This is a genomic window from Synechococcus sp. Cu2B8-bc1011 (assembly GCF_047302735.1).
In the GTDB taxonomy this organism is placed as follows: domain Bacteria; phylum Cyanobacteriota; class Cyanobacteriia; order PCC-6307; family Cyanobiaceae; genus Synechococcus_C.
The window spans coordinates 50,566-72,982 of record NZ_CP138915.1; the positions used below are offsets into that span (position 1 = coordinate 50,566).

Genomic DNA, 22,417 nt, shown 5'->3' on the forward strand with positions numbered 1-22,417 from the left:
CCCCGAGGCACACCGTGCCCGGACCGACCGGAGACCTGAATGACCAGCAGCGGCAAAGTCAGAATTTATGAGTTGTCCAAGGACCTTGGCTTGGAGAACAAAGACGTCCTGGATGCCGCCGAGAAGCTGTCCATCGCCGCAAGGAGCCACAGCAGCTCCATCAGCGAAACAGAAGCCGGCAAAATCCGAACCCTCTTAAAGCAAGGTCGGAGTCCAGTCGCGTCTGCTCCTGCGAAGCCCGCGCCTGGAAAAGCAATTCTCTCGGTCAAAAAAGCATCCAGCCCAGCAGCCCCGTCCATGCCCAGCAAACCTGCGGCTCCTACGGCTCCTACGGCAGCAAAACCATCACCCAAACCTTCTGCGCCTTCGCGGCCAGAGGCACCACTGCCTCTCATCGTGCAGAAGCCCGTGTCGCGTCAAGCAGCACCACAAAAGCCGGTGAGCCGACAAAGCACTCCCGTAGCGGCCGCACCCTCTGCGCCCACACCAAGGCCCAAGCCCGTGGCCGCGCCCGCCGCTCCAAAGGCGTCAGCCCCCGCTCCAACCGCCTCTGCCCCTTCAGCTCCGGCAAGGCCCACCTCAACCAGACCGACACCTGCTCCGGCTCGCCCCACAGGCACATCACCCGTGAAGCGCCCTGGCAACCAAGCCAGCAGCCCACGACCGACCGCTCCGCCAGCCCGTCCTCAACCCAAAGCCCCGGTGAATCGAGGGGCACCGGCGAGACCCGCTCCCAAACCGGAGCTCGTGGGACGGCCACAGCCAAAGCGGGCGGCTCCTGGCGCCCCCGTTCGTCAGATCGGACAACGCCCAGGCGTGAGTCCTCGGCCAAGCGGCCCTCCAGGCCAGCGCGCCAACATGCCTCAACGCCCTGCAGGCGCTCAACGTCCGGGTGCCCCAACGCGACCTGGGAATGCACCGTCTAAACCAGGGCAACCTCGCTCAGGTGCGAGTTCCCTTGAGTTAGTCGGAAAACCCATCCGCCGAGACGGCAGTAACGATGGTGCCGGTGGCCGTGGAGATGGACAAGGACGTCCTTCTGGTGCACCAAGACCTGGAGCCCCCCGTCCTGGCGGTATGCCAGGGATGCGTAAGCCGGTGGCCCCCGGTGAGCTCATGCAGCTCCAAAAGCCAAACAGCCGTCCGTCAGCACCACCGCCTAGACGCGTGGATGGCACTCCTGTTGCCACGCGTAGCGGCGAGGCTGCCGCTGGTGGAGCTAAGGCCACTCCTCCTGTTTCACGTCCTACCGCCACTCCACCATCAGCACCGAGGCGTCCAGGCTTCAGGCCTGGCCCAGGAGCTGGTGGTCAGCGCAGACCTGGACGGCCTGACTGGGATGACAGCGCAAAACTGGAAGCGCTACGCAGTAAATCACCCCAAAAACAGCGTCAGAAGGTCCATATCATCGGCGAAAACGATGATGCTTTAACCGCTGAAACCGGAGGCTTCGCTGGTGAACGCCAGGCGATGGTGCTGTCAGCCAGCTTGGCCCGTCCTTCCAAGCCGAGAACCAAGCAGAAGCCAGCTCCCAAGCCAGTTGCTGCGATCAGGAAACGGCGTAAAGAAACCGCACGTCAGCGTCAGCGTCGTCGCGCGATGGAACTACGTGCAGCTAGGGAGGCCAAACAGGTACGGCCCGAGATGATCGTGGTCCCCGAGGACAATCTGACGGTGCAAGAGCTCGCTGACATGCTCAGCATCGAAAGCTCTGAAATCATCAAATCCCTGTTCTTTAAAGGTGTCATTGCCACGGTCACGCAGACCTTGGACATGCCAACCATTGAAGCTGTGGCACAAGAATTCGGCGTACCTGTTCTTCAGGATGATGTCGAAGAGGCGGCCAAGAAGACCGTCGAGATGATCGAAGACAAAGACCGAGCTCATCTCATTCGCCGTCCCCCCGTGGTCACTGTCATGGGCCACGTTGACCACGGGAAGACGAGCCTTCTCGATGCGATCCGCCAAGCCCGCGTCGCCGCTGGAGAAGCCGGTGGAATCACCCAACACATTGGTGCTTATCAAGTCGAGATTCAGCACAACGATTCCCCCCAGAGGCTCACCTTCCTGGACACTCCAGGGCACGAGGCGTTCACCGCCATGCGTGCTCGAGGCACCAAAGTCACTGACGTTGCCATCTTGGTGGTTGCAGCAGACGATGGGGTTCGTCCTCAGACCTTGGAGGCGATCAGCCATGCACGGGCGGCAGAAGTGCCGGTTGTTGTGGCGATCAACAAAATCGACAAAGAGGGAGCCTCCCCCGATCGCGTCAAACAGGAACTCTCTGAACAGAACCTACTGGCGGAAGATTGGGGAGGGGATGTGGTGATGGTGCCCGTCAGTGCCCTCCGCGGAGAAAACATCGACAAGTTGCTTGAAATGATTCTCCTCGTGACCGAGGTTGAGGATTTACAGGCCAACCCCGATCGACTCGCAAAAGGCACCGTGATCGAGGCCCATCTCGACAAGGCCAAAGGTCCTGTGGCCACATTGCTGGTTCAAAACGGCACGCTTCGCACTGGTGACGTCCTTGCCGCAGGCCCAGTTCTCGGCAAAGTGCGCGCCATGGTGGATGACGGCGGCGGCCGTTTGAAAGAGGCAGGTCCTTCCTGTGCTGTGGAAGCACTTGGTTTCAGCGAAGTGCCCACGGCAGGCGACGAGTTTGAGGTCTACCCCGATGAGAAGTCAGCACGCGCTGTCGTCGGCGATCGTGCCTCCGATGCCCGCGCCAGTCGTCTGGCGCAACAGATGGCCTCACGTCGCGTATCACTCACGGCCATGTCTGGCCAGGCCAAAGAGGGCGAGCTCAAAGAGCTCAATCTCATCCTCAAGGCCGATGTTCAAGGCAGTGTGGAAGCGATCCTTGGTTCGCTTGAACAGCTACCGAAGGACGAGGTCCAGGTCCGTGTCCTGCTGTCCGCTCCCGGCGAAGTCACGGAAACGGACGTGGATCTAGCGGCAGCCTCAGGAGCTGTGATCGTTGGATTCAACACCTCCATGGCGTCAGGTGCAAAACGAGCAGCAGACGCAAACGGCGTTGACGTTCGCGACTACGACGTCATCTACAAGTTGCTGGAGGACATCCAGTTGGCCATGGAAGGTCTCCTGGAACCAGAACTTGTGGAAGAGTCCCTTGGAGAAGCAGAGGTTCGAGCCGTTTTCACGATCGGCAAGAGCGCTGTGGCTGGTTGTTATGTCACAACCGGAAAACTTCAACGGAACTGCAAGGTGCGCGTGCGTCGCGGCAAAGAAATCGTCTTCGCTGGAGATCTCGATTCACTACGCCGCAACAAAGACGACGTCAAGGATGTGGCCACAGGGTTCGAATGCGGTATCGGCTGTGATCGCTTCGCCAATTGGAAGGACGGCGACATCGTTGAGGGCTACAAGCTCGTGACCCAGCGCCGCAAGCTTGCCACCTAATGTCTCCCCGCAATGAGCCGCTTCTCTGGCTCCAGTTGGTGGCGATAGGAGCCATTCCACTGGAGCTACAGCTGCTTCGGTTGATCTTGGCTGGATCGGATCTGGGTCCGGTGCCCTCGGTGGAACGTCTTCTCTGCTGGGGGATCGCCGTTGTTGCGCCTGCAGTCTTGCTCTGGAGACGCCCTGTTGATTGGGGTTCCCTTCTCCTAGTGCGTCAATCCTTTATTGGGAGGACAACCTGGCAACGAAAAATCAGTTCCTGCCAGGACAACCTGCTCTTAAAGCTGATTGGGGCAGCAGGGGCAGTTCTTTTGCTCGCGTTGTTCTGGTGGATCGATCGTTCCTCTCTGTTGATTGCAGATTTTTCTCCTTTAAGAAGTGAACATCGCCTTCAAAGCCTGCTGATCGCCACTCCACTGCTGGCCGTCATTTTTTGGCAATGGCAACAGCTGATTCAATCCATCTGGCTTCTCACTCGTCCCTCAAGAGCCATTGAAGAGGCCATAGCGATGAGTGACCGACAACTTGAGGATTCAAGGTTTTCACTCGGGTTGAATCTTCTTCGCCTGGAGGCGTTGGATTTGGACAGGGCAGACATCAATAGATCAACCATTGATGAACCGAAGGAACCTCAAAAAACCATCGAGACGCCTCCACCTCCTGAGCCATCAAAGGAGGTGGAAGACGAGGAGATCTCAGACCATGACTCCAACGCTTTGAACGACCCAAATGCAGAAGAACTGAATCTCCCTAAGGCACCAGATTCAGGGCTCTCGACTGCGGTCGAACCAGAGCAAGCTGCCGAACAAAACAACAGCGCCGATCTGGATCCCCAGGTCAGCGAGGACAACAGTGTCTCCAGCAGTGACTTTGAAGGTCATGACGAACAGACCCAGGCCGCCGGAAGCGAAGAGAGCGAGCCAGAGCAAGCGCCGTAGCGTCCGCCAGGGAGTGCGAGCCTCCTGTAAGAGCCGCGCCTTTAATTCTGGATCCAACTGTCTTTGAGAGTCGTGGTCGCTCAAACCCTGTACAGCGCAATGGCAAATGTTAAGTTCCTAAAGCTGCCGATGTAGCTCAGCTGGTAGAGCAACGCTTTCGTAAAGCGTGGGTCGCCTGTTCAAGTCAGGTCATCGGCTTCAGAGAGCAGCCCAGTTTCAGCATGGAATCCGTGCTGCAGCTGGTTTTGTTGATTGCTCGACTGCCTGAGAGCAAGATCACAACCGGTGTGCGTTAGCTCATGACATCAGATGGACCTGTTCACTGACTACGAATTCAGATCCATGCGCGTAGCGCACATTGACTGGAACCCCAGCTTGACAAAGGGGGCATTCATCAGCGGGCCAGGAGGGAAGGAGAATTTCATCTAAAAAAATGAAATTCTCCACCCCAAGATCTGCCGCCCCTACATTGCCCCTATTCACATACGCCGCAATGCCGATCGGATGGCCGCCTGATTGAACGACTGCCTCACAGGTAAGACGAACTGAAAACCCAGTATTAACAACATCATCAACAATCAGCACAGACTGACCTCGAATAATCTCATCATATCCACGCTTAATCTCAAACTTTTCTGTTTTTCCTGTCTTACCAAGCAGACGCTCCGCAAATACGCAACGAGTCTTAAGCGCCAAAGCTACATATTGAGCACAAATAACACCGCCAATAGCAGGGCCACAAATCACGTCAGGCCTGAAGCCTTGATCTCGAATTTCTTCGCCCAAAAGTTGACCAAGCTGATGGGCAAGTTCCGGCCTTAAGTTAATAAGATCCTTAGCAACCCATCCGGAGCCATGATCTCCTGAAGCATACACAAAGTGGTCATTTTCGATCAGCGTTCCACTTGATTCGAGGATTTGTCTTGTCATTTCCTGTCTCTGCTTCGCAGACATCGCAACGATGAATTAACCACTACCGACAGGTTGGCAAAACCCACATGGATGCTTCCCTGGTTCACAAATGGAAATGCGTCCAAGTCCATCACCCATTTGGGTGAGAGCAGACACCGACCAATGGTTCATCCGTTGATGCACTCATGTTGGCGCTGACCTGCCATCAAACTGAAACCATCTAAACCAGAGTTCATGGCCAGCATCGAACCCAGCAAGCTCGATCGCATGAAACGCAGCTTTAGCAGCGATGCAGCACTTGATGAAGTGTTCATCGTGCTGAGTATCGGCGCGGGACTCATCGCAACTCTGGGTTTACTCGCCAACAGCCCCGCCGTCGTGATCGGCGCGATGGTCGTGGCTCCATGGATCATGCCGCTAAGAGCTGCCGCTTTTGCCGTGCTCTTTGGCGACATTCCCCTACTCACCCGTTCCTTGCGGACGTTGATGGTGGGCGTATGCGCTACCGCTGTCCTATCCATGGTGCTGGGGAAGCTGGCCGGATTGCCTCATTTCGGCTCGGAAGTCGAAGCGCGGATATCACCAAACCTTCTCGACTTAGGGATCGCCCTTGTGGCCGGTGGACTGGCCACGTACGCCAAGCTTCGCAGTGATGCCGTGAGCTCACTTGCAGGAACGGCCATTGCAGTTGCGCTCGTACCACCTGTCTGTGTGATGGGACTTCTTCTATCCCATGCGGATTGGGAAGACGCATTGGGAGCTGGCCTCCTATTTGCCACCAACCTTCTTGGAATCTTGACCGGCGGATTGGTCTTAATGGCCTGCAGAGATTCCTACTTTCGCCAAGAACTCAGGCGAAGCCAGTTAGGAGCCGCAAGCTTTGCACTCACCGGTTTATTACTGATTCCGCTAGGGACAAGTTTTATCAATCTCCTTGTCCAAGCGAAAAACGAAAACACACGCGAATCAGTAGGAAAAACCATTGCACAATTCCTAACGCGGGAGACCTTAACCTTTGGCGATAAAAAGAAGATTGACATCGAGAAAGTAGACATTGACTGGGATCAAAACCCACCTGTCATCCGAGTGATCGTGCGTGTTGCAGACCCAGAGCGTCCAACATTCAAACAAGTTTCAGCCGTTCAAGAAGAAATCAATAAACGGCAAGATGTTCGATTTCGACTTGTCGTGGAACGCACAGCTGTTGACATCGTCGGCCCCAAAGAACAGCCCAACATTCAAGGCCCTCCCTCTAAACAACTCATCGATGCACACACAAAGACTCAGCCATTGAAGGACACAAAACCCGTTGACAAAATGAGGCCTTTCAGAGAAGCACCCATAATCGAGAAATTACCTTTTCTCGACAATATGCAATCCTCAAAGGAGGACAATAAAAACATTCTCAACTCAACAATTAAACCCGAAGCAATCAAGGCACCAGAACTGCCTCTTGACAGTCAAACTCCGGATCAAACCCTGGATTAATTTCGATCAAGCCATGAAACTGTTCTGAGCTTGAAGGCGAGCAGCCACAAGAAATTCTTGAACATTTTCAATCTGAGCAGGGAGCTCTCGACCTGCTTCGACATCGCGATACAGATCAGCCACACTCCATGCCGCACTGCGCTGATCCTCCTGGAACCGAGGGATGAGATGCAGGTGAAGATGGCGTGCACCCTCACCAAAAGCGACGGCGTAAACCCTGTCGCAACCAGTGAAGTGCTGAATCAACCTTGATGCTTTTTGAACCACGTTGCCCCATTCACGTGCTTCCTCATCCACAAAGTCGATCGGACCCGCAATATGACGACGGGCATCCAGCAAGCACCATCCGAGCAAAGGGGACGGATCGGGATGATGACGCAGCAGCCAGAGAGGATTACGCCAAATTTCCACCTCGGAAAGACGATCTACATCGGAGTGAAGTGCACAAATAGCGCAGTCTTCCAAGCCAACAGGCAAATCATGAGAAGCGGCTCGATTCGGATTGGATGCCATGAAGTCATGACAGAGATCCACTCATCATCCAATCCTCTGGGAATGGGCGTCATGGCTAAAGCATTGCCGCGTCCATGAGTGAGCCCATCCAGCAAGACTGACACCTCAATAACAGGGCTGTGTGGTTGGTTGATCTCCAACCACCCCTAATGCTCAAGGCCCATCGATTCGGCTCCTAGCTGTTGTGCTGGATCATGAATCCACCGTCAACCAGCAGCATTGAGCCGGTGATAAAAGCTGCCTGATTGGACAGCAACCAGATCACCGCGTTGGCAACATCGCTCGTCGAAGCCATCCGACCCAGGGGGTGCAGCGCAGAGGCCCTCTCCCTGAGGCGCTCTGGGTTGTCGCTTGCTGCAAGGGCCTGATGGGTGAAACCGCCATCCACCCATCCCGGCGCCACGTTATTCACGCGGATCCCCCTTGGCGCCAGTTCTCCGGCCGCTGCGTAACTGAGGCTGAGCACGGCACCCTTGGAAGTGGTGTAAGCCCCTCCATCCGCTGAGCCGATGAATGCCGAGACACTACCCAGGGTCACGATTGAGCCGTGCGTCGATTCCAGATGAGGAATGGCAGCCTGCACGGCATGGAGAGTACCGTCCACATTCACAGCCATCACACGCTGCCAGTCTTCATGGCTCTGGCTGGAGAGAGGGCCAGTGCGCAGCACTCCCGCAGCGGTGACAAGTCCTCGAAGCGGGCCGAGCTCCTTGACGGCGCGGTCCATCACCTGTTTCACCACCACCTGATCGGTGACGTCCATCTCGAAGCTCTTTGCGACTGCACCGTTGGTTCTGATCTGGGCAGCAACGGCTTCCACCTCCTCGATGTTGGTGTCGCAGACGGCGATGGAGGCACCCGCTTGAGCGGCCTGCCTGGCGATGGCACGGCCAATGGATCCTGCTCCGCCGGTCACCACCACCAACCCGCCGCTGAGATCAATTGAGATCATCTCTCTGAATCGCTGACGATTAGTCAAAGGATGAATGCAACCAAAATCACTGTCATCACATGCTGTGTTGGCTTAATTAATCGGCTGATGGTTTATTTGTGATTGCAAGATTTGATGTGGTGGATGTAAGCATTCAACGTTGATTGAATCTTGTTTGGTGATTGGTGTTGGTCTGTTTGCTATCCATGCAACGTGCTTCTCGAGTCGTCAGCCAACGTCAGCCAAGACCGGACCAGGACAAGCCACAAAAAAGCCCCCGCCGAAAGGCGGGGGCTTCCTCGTTCAGTTGACCTGAACTTGGATTGGGTTCCGGATCAACCGATGGCAGGTGCCTGAAGAGCCACAGGTGTGGACTCAGCAGCAGCCAGGTCGAGGGGGAAGTTATGAGCGTTGCGCTCGTGCATCACTTCCATGCCAAGACCAGCTCTGTTAAGAACGTCGGCCCAGGTGTTCAGGACGCGGCCCTGACCATCAAGGATCGACTGGTTGAAGTTGAAGCCGTTCAGGTTGAAGGCCATGGTTGACACGCCAAGGGCGGTGAACCAGATGCCGACCACAGGCCAGGCTGCAAGGAAGAAGTGAAGGCTACGGCTGTTGTTGAAGGAGGCGTATTGGAAGATCAGGCGACCGAAGTAGCCGTGAGCAGCCACGATGTTGTACGTCTCTTCTTCTTGGCCGAACTTGTAGCCATAGTTCTGGGACTCGGTCTCGGTGGTTTCACGCACCAAGGAGGAGGTCACCAGTGAGCCGTGCATGGCGGAGAACAGTGAACCACCGAAAACACCAGCCACTCCCAGCATGTGGAAGGGGTGCATCAGGATGTTGTGCTCAGCCTGGAACACCAACATGTAGTTGAAGGTTCCAGAGATGCCCAAAGGCATGGCGTCAGAGAACGAACCCTGACCGAAGGGGTAGACCAGGAACACTGCAGATGCAGCAGCAACAGGTGCGCTGTAAGCAACACAGATCCAAGGGCGCATGCCCAAGCGGTAGGAGAGTTCCCACTCACGTCCCATATAGGCGTAGATGCCGATCAGGAAGTGGAACACAACCAGCTGGAAAGGACCGCCGTTGTAGAGCCACTCGTCGAGTGAGGCAGCTTCCCAGATGGGGTAGAAGTGCAAGCCAATGGCGTTGCTGGAAGGAACAACAGCACCAGAAATGATGTTGTTGCCATACATCAGTGAACCTGCAACAGGCTCGCGGATGCCGTCGATATCAACCGGAGGTGCGGCGATGAAAGCGACGATGAAGCAGGTGGTAGCGGCAAGCAGGGTGGGGATCATCAACACACCGAACCAACCGACATACAGACGGTTGTTGGTGGAGGTGACCCACTCACAGAACTGCTGCCAGCCATTAGCGCCGGAGCGCTGCTGGATGGTGGTAGTCATGAGAACGGAAAAGAAGGTCTCGCAAGGAGACGGTTACGGAAGGGCAGGATGCCCTGCCACACGCAATGTAAAGCAAGATTGCGCTTTGTGTTCGATCCTTAAGAACGAGGCTCCCGTTTCGCTCCGAAGCAAGCGCGACCTCGAAAGAGCAGCTTTAGAAAGGCTTAAGATTTAAACGGACCCCTCAAGGACAGTCTCGTGGTTTTGATTCGATGGCTTCAGGCTGGCCGGCGCACTGAGGAAACTGTTCCGGTGGCCATGGCCCGCCATCGGCGGAATGAGCTTGAAGCCCAAGGAGCGGTTGTGTACTGGAGCGAACGACTAGTCAACGCCTTCTAGCCATCCAAACTGGTTTCGTCGCAACAGGAACAATGACAATCAGCTCAAGGGCATCTCGCTTCCAAAGTGGTGTCATCACTGTTGCTTTAGCAAGTTGTGCAGCAATAGCTCTCAGTGCCTGCGCGTCAAAAACGGTTCCTGTCAACAAGACCCAGAGCGAAGCGATCAATCGCTTGGAACAACGCCTAGAGCAGCTCGAACGCCAAGTCGGAGAGCAGCTACCACCGCCTTCAGACAACAGCAACAAGGTTCCTGCAGGCCCTGTCAGTTCGCTCACGCTGAGGACTGGAACGAGTGATGACAGGTTGAGGATTTACTGGGCTGATGGCACACGCAGTGATCTTCCCTGCACCAAAGAACAAAACACCTGGGCCTGTGGGTAGAGCTGTGCCTGAGAAGCCAGTCACAACCTTTGACACCTGTGACCTGTTGGAAGCCTTGAACCAGTGATTGATCGCGTCAAAATGACGGGATGAATCAGTTCAAAATAGGGTTGGCGCTCATCAGCGGTATTTGGCTCTTCACGCCGAATGCAACGGCCCAGTCCACCAAGCCATTACCACTGGCCCAACCGAAGGCAGCCAATCTCGCGCGCATGCGCGCGGAGTCTCTCAATGGGGGCTTAAGTCAATACCGAGCAGCAAGCTGCATGTACGAAACCGGTGCAGGGTCCTGTCTCGAGTCCATCAGCGATGGAGGGTTCCTGTTCCGATTCCAAGGTGGTGCTCCAGGTTGGCAACAGCAAACCCCTCCCAACCCAACCATCGAGACATCGGTGCTTGTCTCCAGAGACGGTGAGCGAATCCTTGAGGTCTCTTACAACGGAACGATCCGTTAAGTGCAAAATCCAGTTGACAGATCACGTCACCGTGATTCCGATGTGGATGCAACACATGGTTCTGCATGAATCTCCATACCCTCTCGGCCATGGCCGTTATCACTGGTGCAAGCGTGATGGGCGCAACGCCTGGTCTCGCTCAAGGCACCATCCCAGCGTCACAAGTCAGGGCGATCAATTTGGCTCGCAACACTGCCGTTGCCGAAAATGGTGGCCTCAGTGTCTATCGCCCTCAGCCCTGCATGTTTCAGACCAGTTCTGGAGGGGGGGATTGCCTAGTGAATCAGGACGGCAACGGATACACCTTTCAATTTCTCGGGGGAGATCCCGGCTGGCCTGAGGACGGCAGTGCACCCACCACGGAAACAGAGATCCAGATTGCTCCAGATGGCCGATCTGTGAATGAGGTCATCTACAACGGATCACCCCGCTGATAGCTGCGCTTGCAGTGCCTCTGTCCATTCCAAAGACAGAGGCCAGCACTCCCTGAGAGTGAGGCTCAACGCAATGGCCTTCTCGGCATAAGCCGCTTCGTTAATAAAGAGCGGGATCTGGCCATCAGATCCCTCATAAACAACGCAGCTGCCATCAGCCTTCTGAAAAAGCGGATCGCCGATACGCAGGGGCTGCCAGTCCGAACCCTGCCGCCGAGGATGAAGGAAGGCGTCGGGTGAACCGGATGGGGAGCGTGGGAGATCAAGACTCCCTAGATGGCGATGAACCACCAATTGCCTTGGATAGCGGGCTCGGCAGGCCAACACATCAGAGCAGGCCTCAAGAACGGCCTCGAGAGCTAGACGAGTTTGCGTCAGAATTTTGTGGTGACGCACCATCTGAGGAACGGGCCCCACTTCGATCACCAGGCCGCAGGGCCAACTCTCCACCAGATATCCCTGCTGAACTGGATCGGCTTCATGGAGATAAATGGGTAGGCCCAAACGTCCCTGAACGAGGGCCGCCAACGCCAAATCAGCAGGGCGACGCCCATAGACCACCAGTGAGTTCCCCATCGAGGACGTGGTGGTGTGGAGATCAATCACCACCCCACAGGCATCGATGCCCCCTACTCCGTAACGGCTAACCAGATCGAAGGCACGCTGAACTTCGCGATCCACCTTGGAGGATGGAATCCGCTCTGCACCAACCTGCTGCAGAAGATCAGGCCGAAAAGAGCGATTGAGATCACGGTCGAGATAACGACAACCCTCTGCATAGGCATCGGGATTGCCGATCACCGGGAGAACCTCGCATCCATGGGTCTGAATCAAATGCGGCTGCTGCTGCCACTGTTCCAACAGCCAAGGCGCATTGATCTCATTCCCATGGGTTGCGGCCACTACAAGCACTCGAGGGCTTGGCATCAACTCTCAGCAGCCACAAACAATCTGAAGGAAGATAAGTGGAAATGGAAGAACGATGGCGATCCATCCACTGATTGTGCGCGGCGCTCGTGAAGGATGGCGCTGGCAATGGCTCCGCTTGATGGGAGGCCTAGGCCCTGCCGATCAAGAGGGCCACTATCGGCGCCCGAACAGCACGCCGATGCAAACCCTCGTCTTGGAGAAGAAGGCGCTCGAAGCGAGAACCAGCACGACCAAACCCCATTTGATTGTTGGCCGAAGTTGTCCATGGGCCCATCGTGTCTGGCTGGTGTTTCAACTGAGAGGACTCAGCTCAAGCATCAACCTGTTGAAGGCCGAGGCCAGTCACGACGAAGGGCGTTGGCGACTAGAGCCGACCTGGCTTGGTTGCAAGAGCCTGCTTGATCTTTACAAGCGGTGCGGCGCACCTCCCAGCTACCGAGCCACGGTGCCAGTCCTGGTTGATCCAGGTGCAAGCCCATCCGATCAACCCCGATTGCTGGGGAATGACAGCACCCCCCTCAGCGCAGCGCTGTGTTCATGGCCAGCAGAGGAGACAGCCCTCAATCTCGCCCCAAGTGACTTGAAACCTGCCATCGAGTCCTGGCAGGAATTGATCCAACCCTCGATCAATGACGGCGTGTATCGATGTGGATTTGCGCGGAACCAACGCGCCTTTGATCAAGCCAGCCAAGCCCTGTTCTCCGCTTTGGAGCAAGTGGAGGAGAGCTTGCAAGCCAAAGGGCCATGGCTCTGTGGCGAACAAATCACGCTGGCGGATGTCCGTCTTTTCCCCACGTTGATCCGTTGGGAACTGGTCTATGCCTCGCTCTTCGGCTGTAGTGCCAAACCGCTTTGGATGTTTCCAGCACTGTGGAGTTGGCGTCAACGCTTTTTTGTGCTTCCTGGGGTCCGTGAGAGTTGCGACAGCAAAGGGTGGACACAGGATTATTTCGGAGCACTCTTTCCCCTCAACCCCAGCGGAATTGTTCCAGATAGCCCTGACCTGAGCAGACTGATAGGGGCGGGAGTGGCACAACCGGAATGACAACCAACATCAATGCAAGAGCAGATCAATCAGAACCCTGTTTTGAAGGGGTCTATGGCACTTATTGCATCACCCTTCAGGATCAGCAGGAGGTTCAGCGCTACCGAATCTGCTTGCTGATCTGTGGCCTGAGCTTCAGTGCTGGACTCGGGCAATGGATCCTGGTAGGGCCCCAACTGGCGCCCCTATGGCTATTGCCCCTGGCCCTCTCGCTAGGCCTGGCCTTGCGCTGGATTCACATCTATTTGCGCCCTCTCCATCAAGCCCTTCAATTGTTTTGGGCTGCTGGATGCATCGGCTGGCTGGTCTTAGCCATCCAGTCAGGTCCATCTGAGGTTTTCAACGCAGTCGAGAGCCAACCGCTATGGACCCTTGCGATTGGTCCACTCTTTGCAGCCCTGGCAGGCATCGGCTTCAAGGAATTCTTTTGCTTCAGACGCCCAGAGGCCATCGGACTCACCCTGCTTCTGCCAGTGGCACTCCTTGGTCATTTGAGCGGCCTGCTTGCGGGTCCTGCAGCCATGAGCATGATGGCGATTTGCTCAGCTCTTCTAGTGCTTCTTGCGTTGCGCAAATTCGGAATGGAAGCCGCTGCCGACGTTGGAGATAAGAGCGTATTTGCTTATCTGGAAGATCTGCGTAAGGCCAAGAGCACGTGAGCCTGATCAGTCTTGTCGATGCATCCAAAGACTTCGGCATCCGCACGCTGTTTGCCGACCTCACCCTGCACATTCGCGAGGGCGACCGTCTTGGACTGATTGGCCCTAATGGGTCAGGCAAATCGACCTTATTGAAAGTGCTTGCAGGAGAGGAGCCGCTTGGGGAAGGAGAACGACGTTGCTCGTCGCGGTTGAGCGTTGAGCTCGTGGGTCAAGAGAGCAGCGTGGACCCAGGTCTCACCGTCTTGGAACAGGTGTTGGCCGGATGTGGGGAGAAACGAGACCTGCTTCTGCGTTTCAGTGAGCTCAGCGAAGCCGTTGCCGACAATCCAGACAACTCAACGCTCCTGGCTGAGCTAGGCGTACTCAGTCAAAAAATGGATGAATCCGAGGCGTGGAGTCTCGAACAACAGTGCCAGGAAGTCTTGCAAAGGCTTGGAATCACTGATCTTCATAGCCCTGTGGAAGCGCTGTCAGGGGGATATCGCAAACGGGTTGGACTGGCATCGGCCCTTGTGGCTTGTCCTGATGTCCTTCTTCTCGATGAGCCCACCAACCACCTCGATGCCGCAGCGGTGGAGTGGTTGCAAAGCTGGCTGGATCGCTACCCAGGAGCGGTCGTCCTCGTCACGCACGACCGCTATGTCCTGGATCGCGTGACCCGCAGGATCGTGGAAGTTGAGCTGGGGGAAGCACGGAGCATCGACGGCAATTACAGCGCTTATTTGCAGCGAAAAGCCGAACAAAATCTCGCCGATGCCGCAGCTGCTGCCAAATTCAAAAGCGTGCTCCGACGCGAATTGGCTTGGTTGCGTCAGGGGCCAAAGGCCCGTAGCACCAAACAAAAAGCGCGTCTGCAACGCATCGACGACATGCGGACCGCGCCTACAAAACAGAGCCGCGCTCAGCTGGAGATGGCCAGTGTGAGTCGTCGCATCGGGAAAGTCGCGATCGAGGCTGAGCATCTCTCCGTTTCGGCTAATGGCAACAAAGACGGTCCGTTTTTGCTCTCAGACTTCAGTTACAGCTTCAGCCCAGAAGACCGTGTCGGAATCATTGGTCCCAACGGCAGTGGCAAATCAACCCTGCTGGACCTCATTGCGGGACGGCGTCAGCCAACCTGCGGGTCCCTTCAGATTGGAGAGACCGTTCATCTCGGATATCTCGACCAACACACCGATGTCCTCAGCGATGGGAAAGGGTTGGAGCGCAAAGTGATCGACTTTGTCGAGGAAGCGGCATCCACGATCGACCTAGGCCATGAGCAGCTCAGTGCCTCCCAGCTCTTGGAACGGTTTCTCTTTCCGCCAGCTCAACAACACAGCCCCCTCAGCAAACTCTCTGGCGGAGAACGAAGGCGCTTAAGTCTTTGCCGCATGTTGATTCAGGCACCCAATGTGCTGCTGCTCGACGAACCAACCAACGACTTGGATGTCCAAACCCTGAGTGTGCTCGAAGACCTCCTCGAAGACTTCCGTGGCTGTGTTGTCGTCGTGTCGCACGATCGGTATTTCCTGGACCGTACCGTCGATCGTCTTTTCTGTTTTGAAAGCGGACGCTTACAGCGTTTTGAAGGAAACTACAGCGAATTTCTTGATCACCGTCGCGATCTGGAGAAAGCGCACAACGAAACACTGGCAGCGCAGGAAACAGCCCAACGCCCTGCAAAATCAGCCTCCAAACGGGTCTCACTTCAAGACAACAAGCCGAAACGGCGCACTTTTAAGGAATCGAAGGAGTTGGAGCGCCTCGACAGCAACCTACCCGCGCTCGAGGAGAGAAAGCAGGAGCTGGAACAGGCCATTGCTAGCGGGAGAGGAGATCTCAGTTCTCTGAGCTTGGAACTCGCAGCGTTGTTGGACTCGCTTCATGCCAGTGAGGAGCGCTGGCTGGAGCTCAGCGAACTGGAGCCATAAGCCCTTGTGGCCAATGATTCAGGGAGGGGTGGTGTGTTGTTACGGAAACTATTTCGCCTACAAGATCACTGGTTTTAGAAGAAACCAGCCGTAAAATAGTTGTATCGCAACTGGCTTCACGAGCCGCCGATTCCATGAAATCCATCGACGAGCACATCAAGAAAGATCAGTCTGAGATTGAAGCCGCTCGTGCTTCAGGCGACGAAGCCAAGGTGCGTCACCTGACAGAGGAACTGCATTCACTTGAGGAATACAAGGAGCACAACCCTGGGGACAAGCACGATCCAACCTCTCTGGAGCTTTATTGCGATGCAAACCCAGAAGCCGACGAGTGCCGCGTCTACGACGACTGAGCCACTAGGGGCTGCTTGGTGATGAACCTGCCCATAAGGCAGGTTTTTTTTATGCACTCTCGATCCGGCGGCAAGCCCTAAATCCCCAATTCGCTCCAGACACGATCCAACATGTCGTCCAGTCCGCGGCTCATCGCCGCCGATATCAAAAGAGGCGTGCGTCCACTGACCTCAGTCAGGGCGGAAACAATCCCGTCAAGATCCTCTTCCTGGATGAGCTCCTGTTTGTTGATCACCAGAATTCTTGGACGCTCCACCAGCCCATGTCCATAGGCTTCAAGCTCTTTTTCAACTACGCGAAGATCGAGCAAGGGATCTTCGGCACCGCCATCCACGAGGTGAATGAGTAGTCGCGTGCGTTCGATATGGCGAAGAAAATCATGGCCCAACCCCGCGCCTTGGGCTGCACCAGCAATCAAACCAGGGATATCAGCGAACACCGTGCCGTCTCCTGTCGGGCGGCGCACCACCCCAAGATTCGGAATCAGGGTTGTGAACGGGTAATCGGCAATTTTGGGGCGGGCGGCAGACAAAACGCTGATCAGGGTGCTCTTCCCTGCATTCGGGAGCCCAATAATCCCAACTTCAGCGAGAAGCTTGAGCTCCAGCTGCAACGGCCATTCTTCGCCGTCGCGACCCTCCGTACATTTTTCAGGAGCACGGTTTCGATTGCTGAGGTAGTGGGCATTGCCCAGTCCTCCACGCCCACCAAACGCCACGGTGAGGCGTTCTTCATGGGTGGTGAGATCCCCGAGCACGATGCCCGTACTCAGATGTCGGACCTCAGTGCCACAAGGCACCTTGATCACTAGGGGCGGACCTGACGCTCCAGTGCAGCGATTGGGGCCTCCCCGTCGCCCATCGATCCCCGCGAACAGACGCTTGTATTTGAAATCCAAAAGGGTTTGCAGGTTGGAATCGGCCTCCAACACCACATCCGCGCCCTGGCCTCCATCACCACCGGAGGGACCTCCCGCTGGGACATATTTTTCTCGACGGAAGGCCACGATGCCATCGCCACCACGGCCACCCCGCACGGATATGCGCGCTTGGTCGATGAACTGCACAGCAAGCCTCAGTTGGGGCCAATTCCCAACCCTAGGATCGAAGAGTACGAGGACAAGAGCTTGGCCGGGGTTCGCTTCGAAGCACTCAGCAAGAACTATCCCGGCCGTGGGGGGGGCGAGCCTGTAGAGGTCATTCGGGATCTCTCCCTGAGCATCGCTGACGGCGAATTTCTGGTGCTCGTTGGCCCTTCTGGCTGCGGCAAAAGCACGCTTCTTCGACTGATGGCAGGCCTGGAATCCCCCAGCTCTGGAGAGATCCTGGTGGGGAACCAACCCGTGTCTGGACTGAGGCCAGCGAAGCGCAATGTCGCGATGGTGTTTCAAAGCTATGCGCTCTATCCCCATCTGAGCGTTCGCGACAACTTGGCCTTCGGTCTTAGGAGAAGCCAGCAGCGCACGCGTTTGCAGCAGCTCCAGGACCAACTTCACCGCAACACACGCCGTCTCCCCGCGGCTCTAAGAATTCCCTCGCAACGAGAGCAGCAGCTCGAGAAACGCATCCAGGATGTGGCTCAATCTCTTGAATTGGATCAACTCCTCGATCGCCGCCCCAAAGAACTCTCTGGTGGACAAAAACAACGGGTAGCCCTGGGCCGGGCCATGGCCCGCAAACCAGAGGTCTTTCTCATGGATGAGCCGCTGAGCAATCTCGACGCAAAATTGCGCGGAAGCACTCGCGCGCGGATCGTTGACCTTCAGCGGCAACTCGGGACCACCACCCTTTATGTCACCCATGACCAGGTGGAAGCGATGACCATGGGCCACCGAATCGCCGTGCTCAATCAGGGACACCTCCAGCAACTGGGCACTCCGATGGAGCTGTACCGCTGGCCATCCAATCTGTTTGTGGCCCAATTCATTGGCAGCCCACCGATGAATGTGCTGCCCGTGCATGTTGGACCTGGCGCCACGTTGATGCTTCAGGACAAACGCCTCAACGTGGAGGGTCCCACTAGGGCCTTGCTGGAGACCCTTGAAGGTCAACAGATCAGCGGAGGGATCCGTCCGGAGCAGCTTCATGTTGCACCCGCAACCAACCGAAACCTCGCAGCGGAAGTGAGTCACAGTGAGGTTTTAGGGAACGAACAACTGCTCACCTGCCGCCTACTAGACGGGGACCATTTAGTACAGGTGAGAGCCGATCCAAGCCTCAACGTTTCGATTGGAGGATCGATTCATCTAGAAGCCGATCCAGATGGCTGGCGGTTATTCGATGAGGCTGGGGACGCCATTGCTTTACCAGAGCCCCCACCAGCCGATACCGATGAACCTCAACTCCCCCTGCTGAGCTGAACACAGCGATCAGCGCACCCAAACAACGCTGCAACCTGGACCACCATCTCCCTGATCGGCATCACCAACTCGTTCCACATAGGGAAGGGAATCAAGCCACTGACGCAAGCCGCGCTTGAGGCGACCAGTTCCGATCCCGTGGATGACCCAAACCGGACCATTCGCTCCACGAAGCAGCTCTTCCACAGCCGCTTCCGCTTCATGCACTCTCTGGCCGCGAACATCCACCGTGTTCCGAGCCGTACGCACCTGGGAGCCACCCACTCCTCGCCGCGCTTTCACCTGAACCACAGGCTTTTCAGAGGGTGCAGCTCGGCGGCCATCCAAGCTTTCCACCGACTGAAGGTCCACCATGCTGCGCATCACGCCACAACGGACACTCAGCTGCTGACCATCGTCTGATACCTCCAGCACCTCGGCAGCTTTGTCGAGGGCAAGCAAGCGAATGCGTTCTCCCACAGAGGGCCGCCATTCCGGATGAAGGCGACGCTCAGGAGCGGAGCGATGCTTGGATTCCAGTTTGCGCAGCCGCTGACCTGCACGGCGAGCGGTTTCACCATCGGCCTTCTGATCCCGCAATCTGCGAATCAGATGGCGCACTTCTTTTTGCCCATCTCGAATCGAGCTCTCCAAACGCTGACGTCCCAACTCCTGCTGCTGAGCGGAGTTTTTGCGTTGCTGCTCCCACCGCTGAAGGAGCTCCTCATGCAGCAATTCAGTCCGAGCCAAGAGTGCAGCCGCATCTTCAGCCGCAGCCTGTTGGCGTTGCCGCTGCTCCTCTAAGCCACGGATCACAGCGTTGACATCGCCATCGCCACTGGGCTTAAGCAGTTGCCTGGCTTGTTCGATCACGCCGCTGTCAAATCCAAGACGTGTCGCAATCGCCAACGCATTGCTGCGTCCTGGAATCCCCCAAAGCAGCTGATAGGTCGGCGACAGGGAGTCGCTATCAAAGGAGACGGAGGCGTTTTCAAAGCGTGAATCGCTGTACTTGAGTGCTTTGAGCTCCCCAAAGTGGGTTGTAGCGATCGTGAGTCGGGCGCAATCGGCCAATTTGCGCAGCAAAGAAATCGCCAAGGCCGTGCCTTCACTGGGATCTGTGCCAGCGCCCACCTCATCGAGCAGCACTAACGCCGGCGACGGTCCAGAGGCAATGGATTGAAGGATGCTGCCGATTCTTTTCACATGACCACTAAACGTGGACAAACTCTGCTGAAGCGATTGTTCGTCGCCGATGTCTGCAAGAACCTGCGCGCACCAAGGGAGTGAGGGACTGCCGTTGCAGGGAATCCACATACCGGCTCTGGCCATCAATGCCGCCAAGCCAATGCTTTTCAAGGTCACTGTTTTTCCACCGGTGTTGGGTCCAGTGATGGCAACAACCCGCAGCTGCTCCGACACCTCGACGCTCACAGGCACCACAGGAGCGCCGCCCTCCTTGCGCTGCTGCCAAACCAGAAGTGGATGGCGCAACTCCAGAATGTGGAAGGATGCATCCGCTTCAGCTTCAAGCCGAGGTGGTACGGCACCGAGCCATTGGCCATAACGGCCTCTTGCCAAGGCCAGATCTAACTTCAACAGCATGGCCATCAAGCGATTGATCACATCGTTTTGCTCTGCGACGGCAGCACTGAGCTCCGCTAGAACCCTGCGCTCCTCGTCTCTGATCCGGCCATCGAGAGCCGCCAGATGATTGCCGAGACCGATCACACTCTTCGGCTCAATGAAGACAGTATTTCCAGACGAAGAACTGTCGTGAACCATGCCCGGACATTGAGACGCAGCACCAGCCTTCACCGCCAAAACCGGACGATCGTGGCGTTCCGCGATCACGGTGTCTTGCAACAGAGTCGCCCAACGCCGCACGACCGCCTGTAAACGATCACGCCTCTCCTGCCGTGCGAGCTGCCATTGGAGACGCAACTCTTCCAACGATTCACTCGCTCGGTTCGCAACGCGCCCGCCCTCTTCCAGCGCAAATTTCAAACGCTGCTCGAGCTCCGGAAGCGTTGCCACGTTGTCCAGCAGAGCTGAACAGCGAGGTCTCAAGTCAGGGTCATCGATCTGACGGCGAAGGCGCCGGGCTGCAGCGAGTGTGTGCGCCACAGACAACAACTCCTCGCCTGAGGCTGTTCCGCCTTTGCAACAGCGGAGCAAGACCATTTCGAGGTCATACACCCCTTGAAAACTCAATCCGCCGTCAAGGAGCCCGTCCAGACTGGCGAGCTCCATACTCCTGGCTTGATAGGTCAGCGTGGTTTCCAGGTCAGCTGGCAGCTGCCCCATTAAGCAGTGCTGGCGCCCCTGTGGGGTGCTCGCAAATGTTGAAAAGTGCTGGCACAACCGCGGCCACTCCAGCAATTCCAGGGTCTCTTCCAGAATCGAAATCGAAGGAGATGCCGATGTCGCACGGGGTTCGGATGTCATCAGGAGAGACCCGCTGATGCCTCCATCTGGTTAGAGGGGATACCACCAGGAGGTTCATACAGCATCTCGAGCCAGTTCCCATCTGGATCACGGAAGTAAAAGGAGGCTGTTCCATCTCTATGGTCATGCACCGCTCCAACGCTGACCCCAGACGCTTTGAGGTGGTCATGAACCACATCAACCTCAGCGCGATCGCGAAAGTGAAAGGCAAAATGCGGCCCAGCTGCTTTGTAGTTGGGTCCCAGAAGAGCTAACCCATCTCGGCCCTCTCCCGCCTCGAGATAGCACCAGTCATCCGCCTTCCAGACCAAGCGCATGCCGAGATCACAATAAAAAGCGATCGCACGTGACATGTCCTGCACACGGATGGCGACGTGGCCAAGGCGCTGTACCGCTGGCATAGAGGCTGCGAAAGAAGACGGTCATTCTGGTCTGTCAATCGCCATCTGTGAGCGACTCCACGACCGAGACCGTCTATGGCCTAGTCGTCTTCAACGCGTCCGTAGCCACTCGGCGGCATCACAAGCGTGATACGTGAGGATTAAATCGGCACCCGCCCGCTTGAAGCTCAGCAAAGTCTCGAGAACCACGGCACGTTCATCAATCCATCCCCGTTCTGCGGCCGCTTTCACCATGGAGTATTCGCCACTGACGTTGTAAGCAGCGATCGGAAGCTCTGACTCATCCCGCAGGCGGCAGATGATGTCCAGATAAGCCAAACCTGGCTTCACCATCATGATGTCGGCACCTTCTTGCTCATCAAGCTGGGCCTCCGTGATGGCCTCGCGAGCATTGGCCGGGTCCATTTGATAGGTGTCTTTGTTCTTAGGGATCACCTTCTCAGTCGTCGCGCGAGGAGCGGAATCCAGCGCCTCGCGAAACGGGCCGTAATAAGCGGAGGAATACTTTGCGGTGTAGCTGATGATGCCGACGTGCTCGAAACCGGCGTCATCAAGCGCTTCACGTATGGCGCCAACGCGACCATCCATCATGTCGCTAGGTCCAATCAGATCAGCCCCGGCCTCCGCCTGCATCACAGCCTGCTTGCACAACTGCTCGATGGTTTCGTCGTTCAGCACGACACCTGCCTGGCTCACAATCCCGTCGTGGCCATCACAGGAGTAAGGGTCGAGGGCAACGTCGGTCATGATCGCCATCTCAGGGATCTCTTGCTTCAACTGACGGATCGCACGCGGGATCAGACCGTTCTCGTTGAAGCACTCAGCACCGTCTTCTGTCTTGAGCCCTTCAGCCACCTTGGGGAAGAGCACCACGCAGCGAATGCCCAGATCCCAGGCTCGCTGAACTTCAGAACTCAAGCGATCGAGGCTCCAGCGACTTGCGCCTGGCATGGCACCGATCGGTTCAACCTCAGCACCTTCGTGCACAAATAGAGGATAAATAAAATCGGATGGGAGCAATTGGTTTTCGCGCACCATGGCCCTGATGGCCGGAGAGCGACGCAAACGGCGGGGGCGATAGGAGATATCCATTAA

Annotated in this window: 21 protein-coding genes, 1 tRNA gene and 1 pseudogene; 13 read left to right on the forward strand and 10 right to left on the reverse strand. The window is 56.5% G+C overall.

The genetic code is table 11. From position 1 onward, the window contains the following. Positions 1–39 precede the first annotated feature (39 nt). A complete protein-coding gene (infB, locus tag SIC18_RS00260; RefSeq protein ID WP_413429879.1) occupies positions 40–3,423 on the forward strand; it encodes a translation initiation factor IF-2 in 3,384 nt (1,127 codons plus the stop codon). Beyond that, a pseudogene (locus SIC18_RS00265) lies at positions 3,423–3,935 on the forward strand (low-complexity tail membrane protein); the annotation flags it as partial. The gene infB and the pseudogene SIC18_RS00265, both read left to right, overlap by 1 nt. A 252-nt stretch (positions 3,936–4,187) precedes the next feature. Here the strand turns inward: SIC18_RS00265 and SIC18_RS00270 are convergent. Then, positions 4,188–4,445, reverse strand: coding sequence for a DUF3493 domain-containing protein (locus tag SIC18_RS00270; RefSeq protein WP_071841233.1), 258 nt, complete (start codon positions 4,443–4,445; stop codon positions 4,188–4,190). Positions 4,446–4,486: 41 nt separating this feature from the next. Between SIC18_RS00270 and SIC18_RS00275 the strand changes: the two genes are divergently transcribed. Next, positions 4,487–4,559, forward strand: a tRNA-Thr gene (locus SIC18_RS00275). A gap of 99 nt (positions 4,560–4,658) precedes the next feature. Here SIC18_RS00275 and SIC18_RS00280 read toward each other — a convergent pair. Next, positions 4,659–5,315: a phosphoribosyltransferase family protein gene (locus SIC18_RS00280; protein WP_084764072.1), complete on the reverse strand. Its 657-nt coding sequence runs from the start codon at positions 5,313–5,315 to the stop codon at positions 4,659–4,661. A 192-nt stretch (positions 5,316–5,507) separates the two neighbouring features. Here SIC18_RS00280 and SIC18_RS00285 point away from each other — a divergent pair, with 192 nt between their 5' ends. Next, a complete protein-coding gene (locus SIC18_RS00285; protein ID WP_413429880.1) occupies positions 5,508–6,761 on the forward strand; it encodes a DUF389 domain-containing protein in 1,254 nt (417 codons plus the stop codon). Positions 6,762–6,767: 6 nt separating this feature from the next. Here SIC18_RS00285 and SIC18_RS00290 read toward each other — a convergent pair whose 3' ends face one another. The 3 genes from SIC18_RS00290 to psbA form a co-directional block, all read right to left on the reverse strand. Then, positions 6,768–7,274, reverse strand: a complete 507-nt coding sequence (locus tag SIC18_RS00290; protein ID WP_048347200.1) for an HIT family protein — start codon at positions 7,272–7,274, stop codon at positions 6,768–6,770. A 175-nt stretch (positions 7,275–7,449) separates the two neighbouring features. Further along, positions 7,450–8,226, reverse strand: a complete 777-nt coding sequence (locus tag SIC18_RS00295; RefSeq protein WP_053068556.1) for an SDR family NAD(P)-dependent oxidoreductase — start codon at positions 8,224–8,226, stop codon at positions 7,450–7,452. A gap of 314 nt (positions 8,227–8,540) precedes the next feature. Further along, complete coding sequence (gene psbA / locus SIC18_RS00300; RefSeq protein ID WP_006854385.1) at positions 8,541–9,620, reverse strand: photosystem II q(b) protein; 1,080 nt, start codon at positions 9,618–9,620, stop codon at positions 8,541–8,543. Between the two features lie 198 nt (positions 9,621–9,818). On the opposite strand from psbA, the gene SIC18_RS00305 reads away from it, so the two are divergent. The 4 genes from SIC18_RS00305 (at position 9,819) to SIC18_RS00320 (ending at position 11,231) form a co-directional block, all read left to right on the forward strand. Beyond that, on the forward strand, positions 9,819–9,959 hold the full coding sequence (locus SIC18_RS00305; protein ID WP_167897223.1) for a hypothetical protein: 141 nt from the start codon (positions 9,819–9,821) through the stop codon (positions 9,957–9,959). 32 nt (positions 9,960–9,991) lie between these two features. Continuing rightward, positions 9,992–10,342: a hypothetical protein gene (locus SIC18_RS00310; RefSeq protein ID WP_053068557.1), complete on the forward strand. Its 351-nt coding sequence runs from the start codon at positions 9,992–9,994 to the stop codon at positions 10,340–10,342. A gap of 89 nt (positions 10,343–10,431) precedes the next feature. Then, a complete protein-coding gene (locus tag SIC18_RS00315; protein WP_053068558.1) occupies positions 10,432–10,797 on the forward strand; it encodes a hypothetical protein in 366 nt (121 codons plus the stop codon). Between the two features lie 65 nt (positions 10,798–10,862). Beyond that, positions 10,863–11,231 (forward strand): hypothetical protein, encoded by a 369-nt coding sequence (locus SIC18_RS00320; RefSeq protein ID WP_048347201.1) that lies wholly within the window; start codon positions 10,863–10,865, stop codon positions 11,229–11,231. Here SIC18_RS00320 and SIC18_RS00325 read toward each other — a convergent pair. Further along, entirely contained in the window at positions 11,220–12,158 is a 939-nt protein-coding gene (locus tag SIC18_RS00325) for an aspartoacylase (RefSeq protein ID WP_048347202.1), read from the reverse strand. The two genes, SIC18_RS00320 and SIC18_RS00325, sit on opposite strands and share 12 nt — an antisense overlap. A gap of 55 nt (positions 12,159–12,213) precedes the next feature. Between SIC18_RS00325 and SIC18_RS00330 the strand changes: the two genes are divergently transcribed. The 4 genes from SIC18_RS00330 to SIC18_RS00345 all read left to right on the forward strand — a co-directional run bounded on the left by SIC18_RS00330 (position 12,214) and on the right by SIC18_RS00345 (position 16,134). Then, entirely contained in the window at positions 12,214–13,206 is a 993-nt protein-coding gene (locus tag SIC18_RS00330) for a glutathione S-transferase C-terminal domain-containing protein (RefSeq protein WP_413429881.1), read from the forward strand. Next, positions 13,203–13,865, forward strand: a complete 663-nt coding sequence (locus SIC18_RS00335; RefSeq protein ID WP_048347204.1) for a DUF2301 domain-containing membrane protein — start codon at positions 13,203–13,205, stop codon at positions 13,863–13,865. The genes SIC18_RS00330 and SIC18_RS00335 overlap by 4 nt, the downstream gene beginning before the upstream one ends. Then, complete coding sequence (locus SIC18_RS00340) at positions 13,862–15,781, forward strand: ABC-F family ATP-binding cassette domain-containing protein (protein WP_413429882.1); 1,920 nt, start codon at positions 13,862–13,864, stop codon at positions 15,779–15,781. Before SIC18_RS00335 ends, SIC18_RS00340 begins: the two co-directional genes overlap by 4 nt. A gap of 134 nt (positions 15,782–15,915) precedes the next feature. Then, positions 15,916–16,134 carry a CP12 domain-containing protein gene (locus SIC18_RS00345; protein ID WP_048347206.1) on the forward strand — a complete coding sequence of 73 codons (219 nt, stop codon included), beginning with the start codon at positions 15,916–15,918 and terminating at the stop codon, positions 16,132–16,134. Positions 16,135–16,211: 77 nt separating this feature from the next. Here SIC18_RS00345 and cgtA read toward each other — a convergent pair whose 3' ends face one another. After that, positions 16,212–17,201, reverse strand: a complete 990-nt coding sequence (cgtA, locus tag SIC18_RS00350) for an Obg family GTPase CgtA (RefSeq protein WP_413429883.1) — start codon at positions 17,199–17,201, stop codon at positions 16,212–16,214. 60 nt (positions 17,202–17,261) lie between these two features. On the opposite strand from cgtA, the gene SIC18_RS00355 reads away from it, so the two are divergent. Then, entirely contained in the window at positions 17,262–18,494 is a 1,233-nt protein-coding gene (locus SIC18_RS00355) for an ABC transporter ATP-binding protein (RefSeq protein WP_250396006.1), read from the forward strand. Between the two features lie 9 nt (positions 18,495–18,503). Here SIC18_RS00355 and SIC18_RS00360 read toward each other — a convergent pair whose 3' ends face one another. From SIC18_RS00360 to hemB, 3 genes are all read right to left on the reverse strand, one after another. Then, positions 18,504–20,921 (reverse strand): endonuclease MutS2, encoded by a 2,418-nt coding sequence (locus tag SIC18_RS00360; protein WP_413429884.1) that lies wholly within the window; start codon positions 20,919–20,921, stop codon positions 18,504–18,506. Then, a complete protein-coding gene (locus SIC18_RS00365) occupies positions 20,921–21,322 on the reverse strand; it encodes a VOC family protein (RefSeq protein WP_048347209.1) in 402 nt (133 codons plus the stop codon). The genes SIC18_RS00360 and SIC18_RS00365 overlap by 1 nt, the downstream gene beginning before the upstream one ends. 90 nt (positions 21,323–21,412) lie before the next feature. Further along, on the reverse strand, positions 21,413–22,414 hold the full coding sequence (gene hemB / locus SIC18_RS00370) for a porphobilinogen synthase (RefSeq protein WP_413429885.1): 1,002 nt from the start codon (positions 22,412–22,414) through the stop codon (positions 21,413–21,415). Positions 22,415–22,417 lie beyond the last annotated feature (3 nt).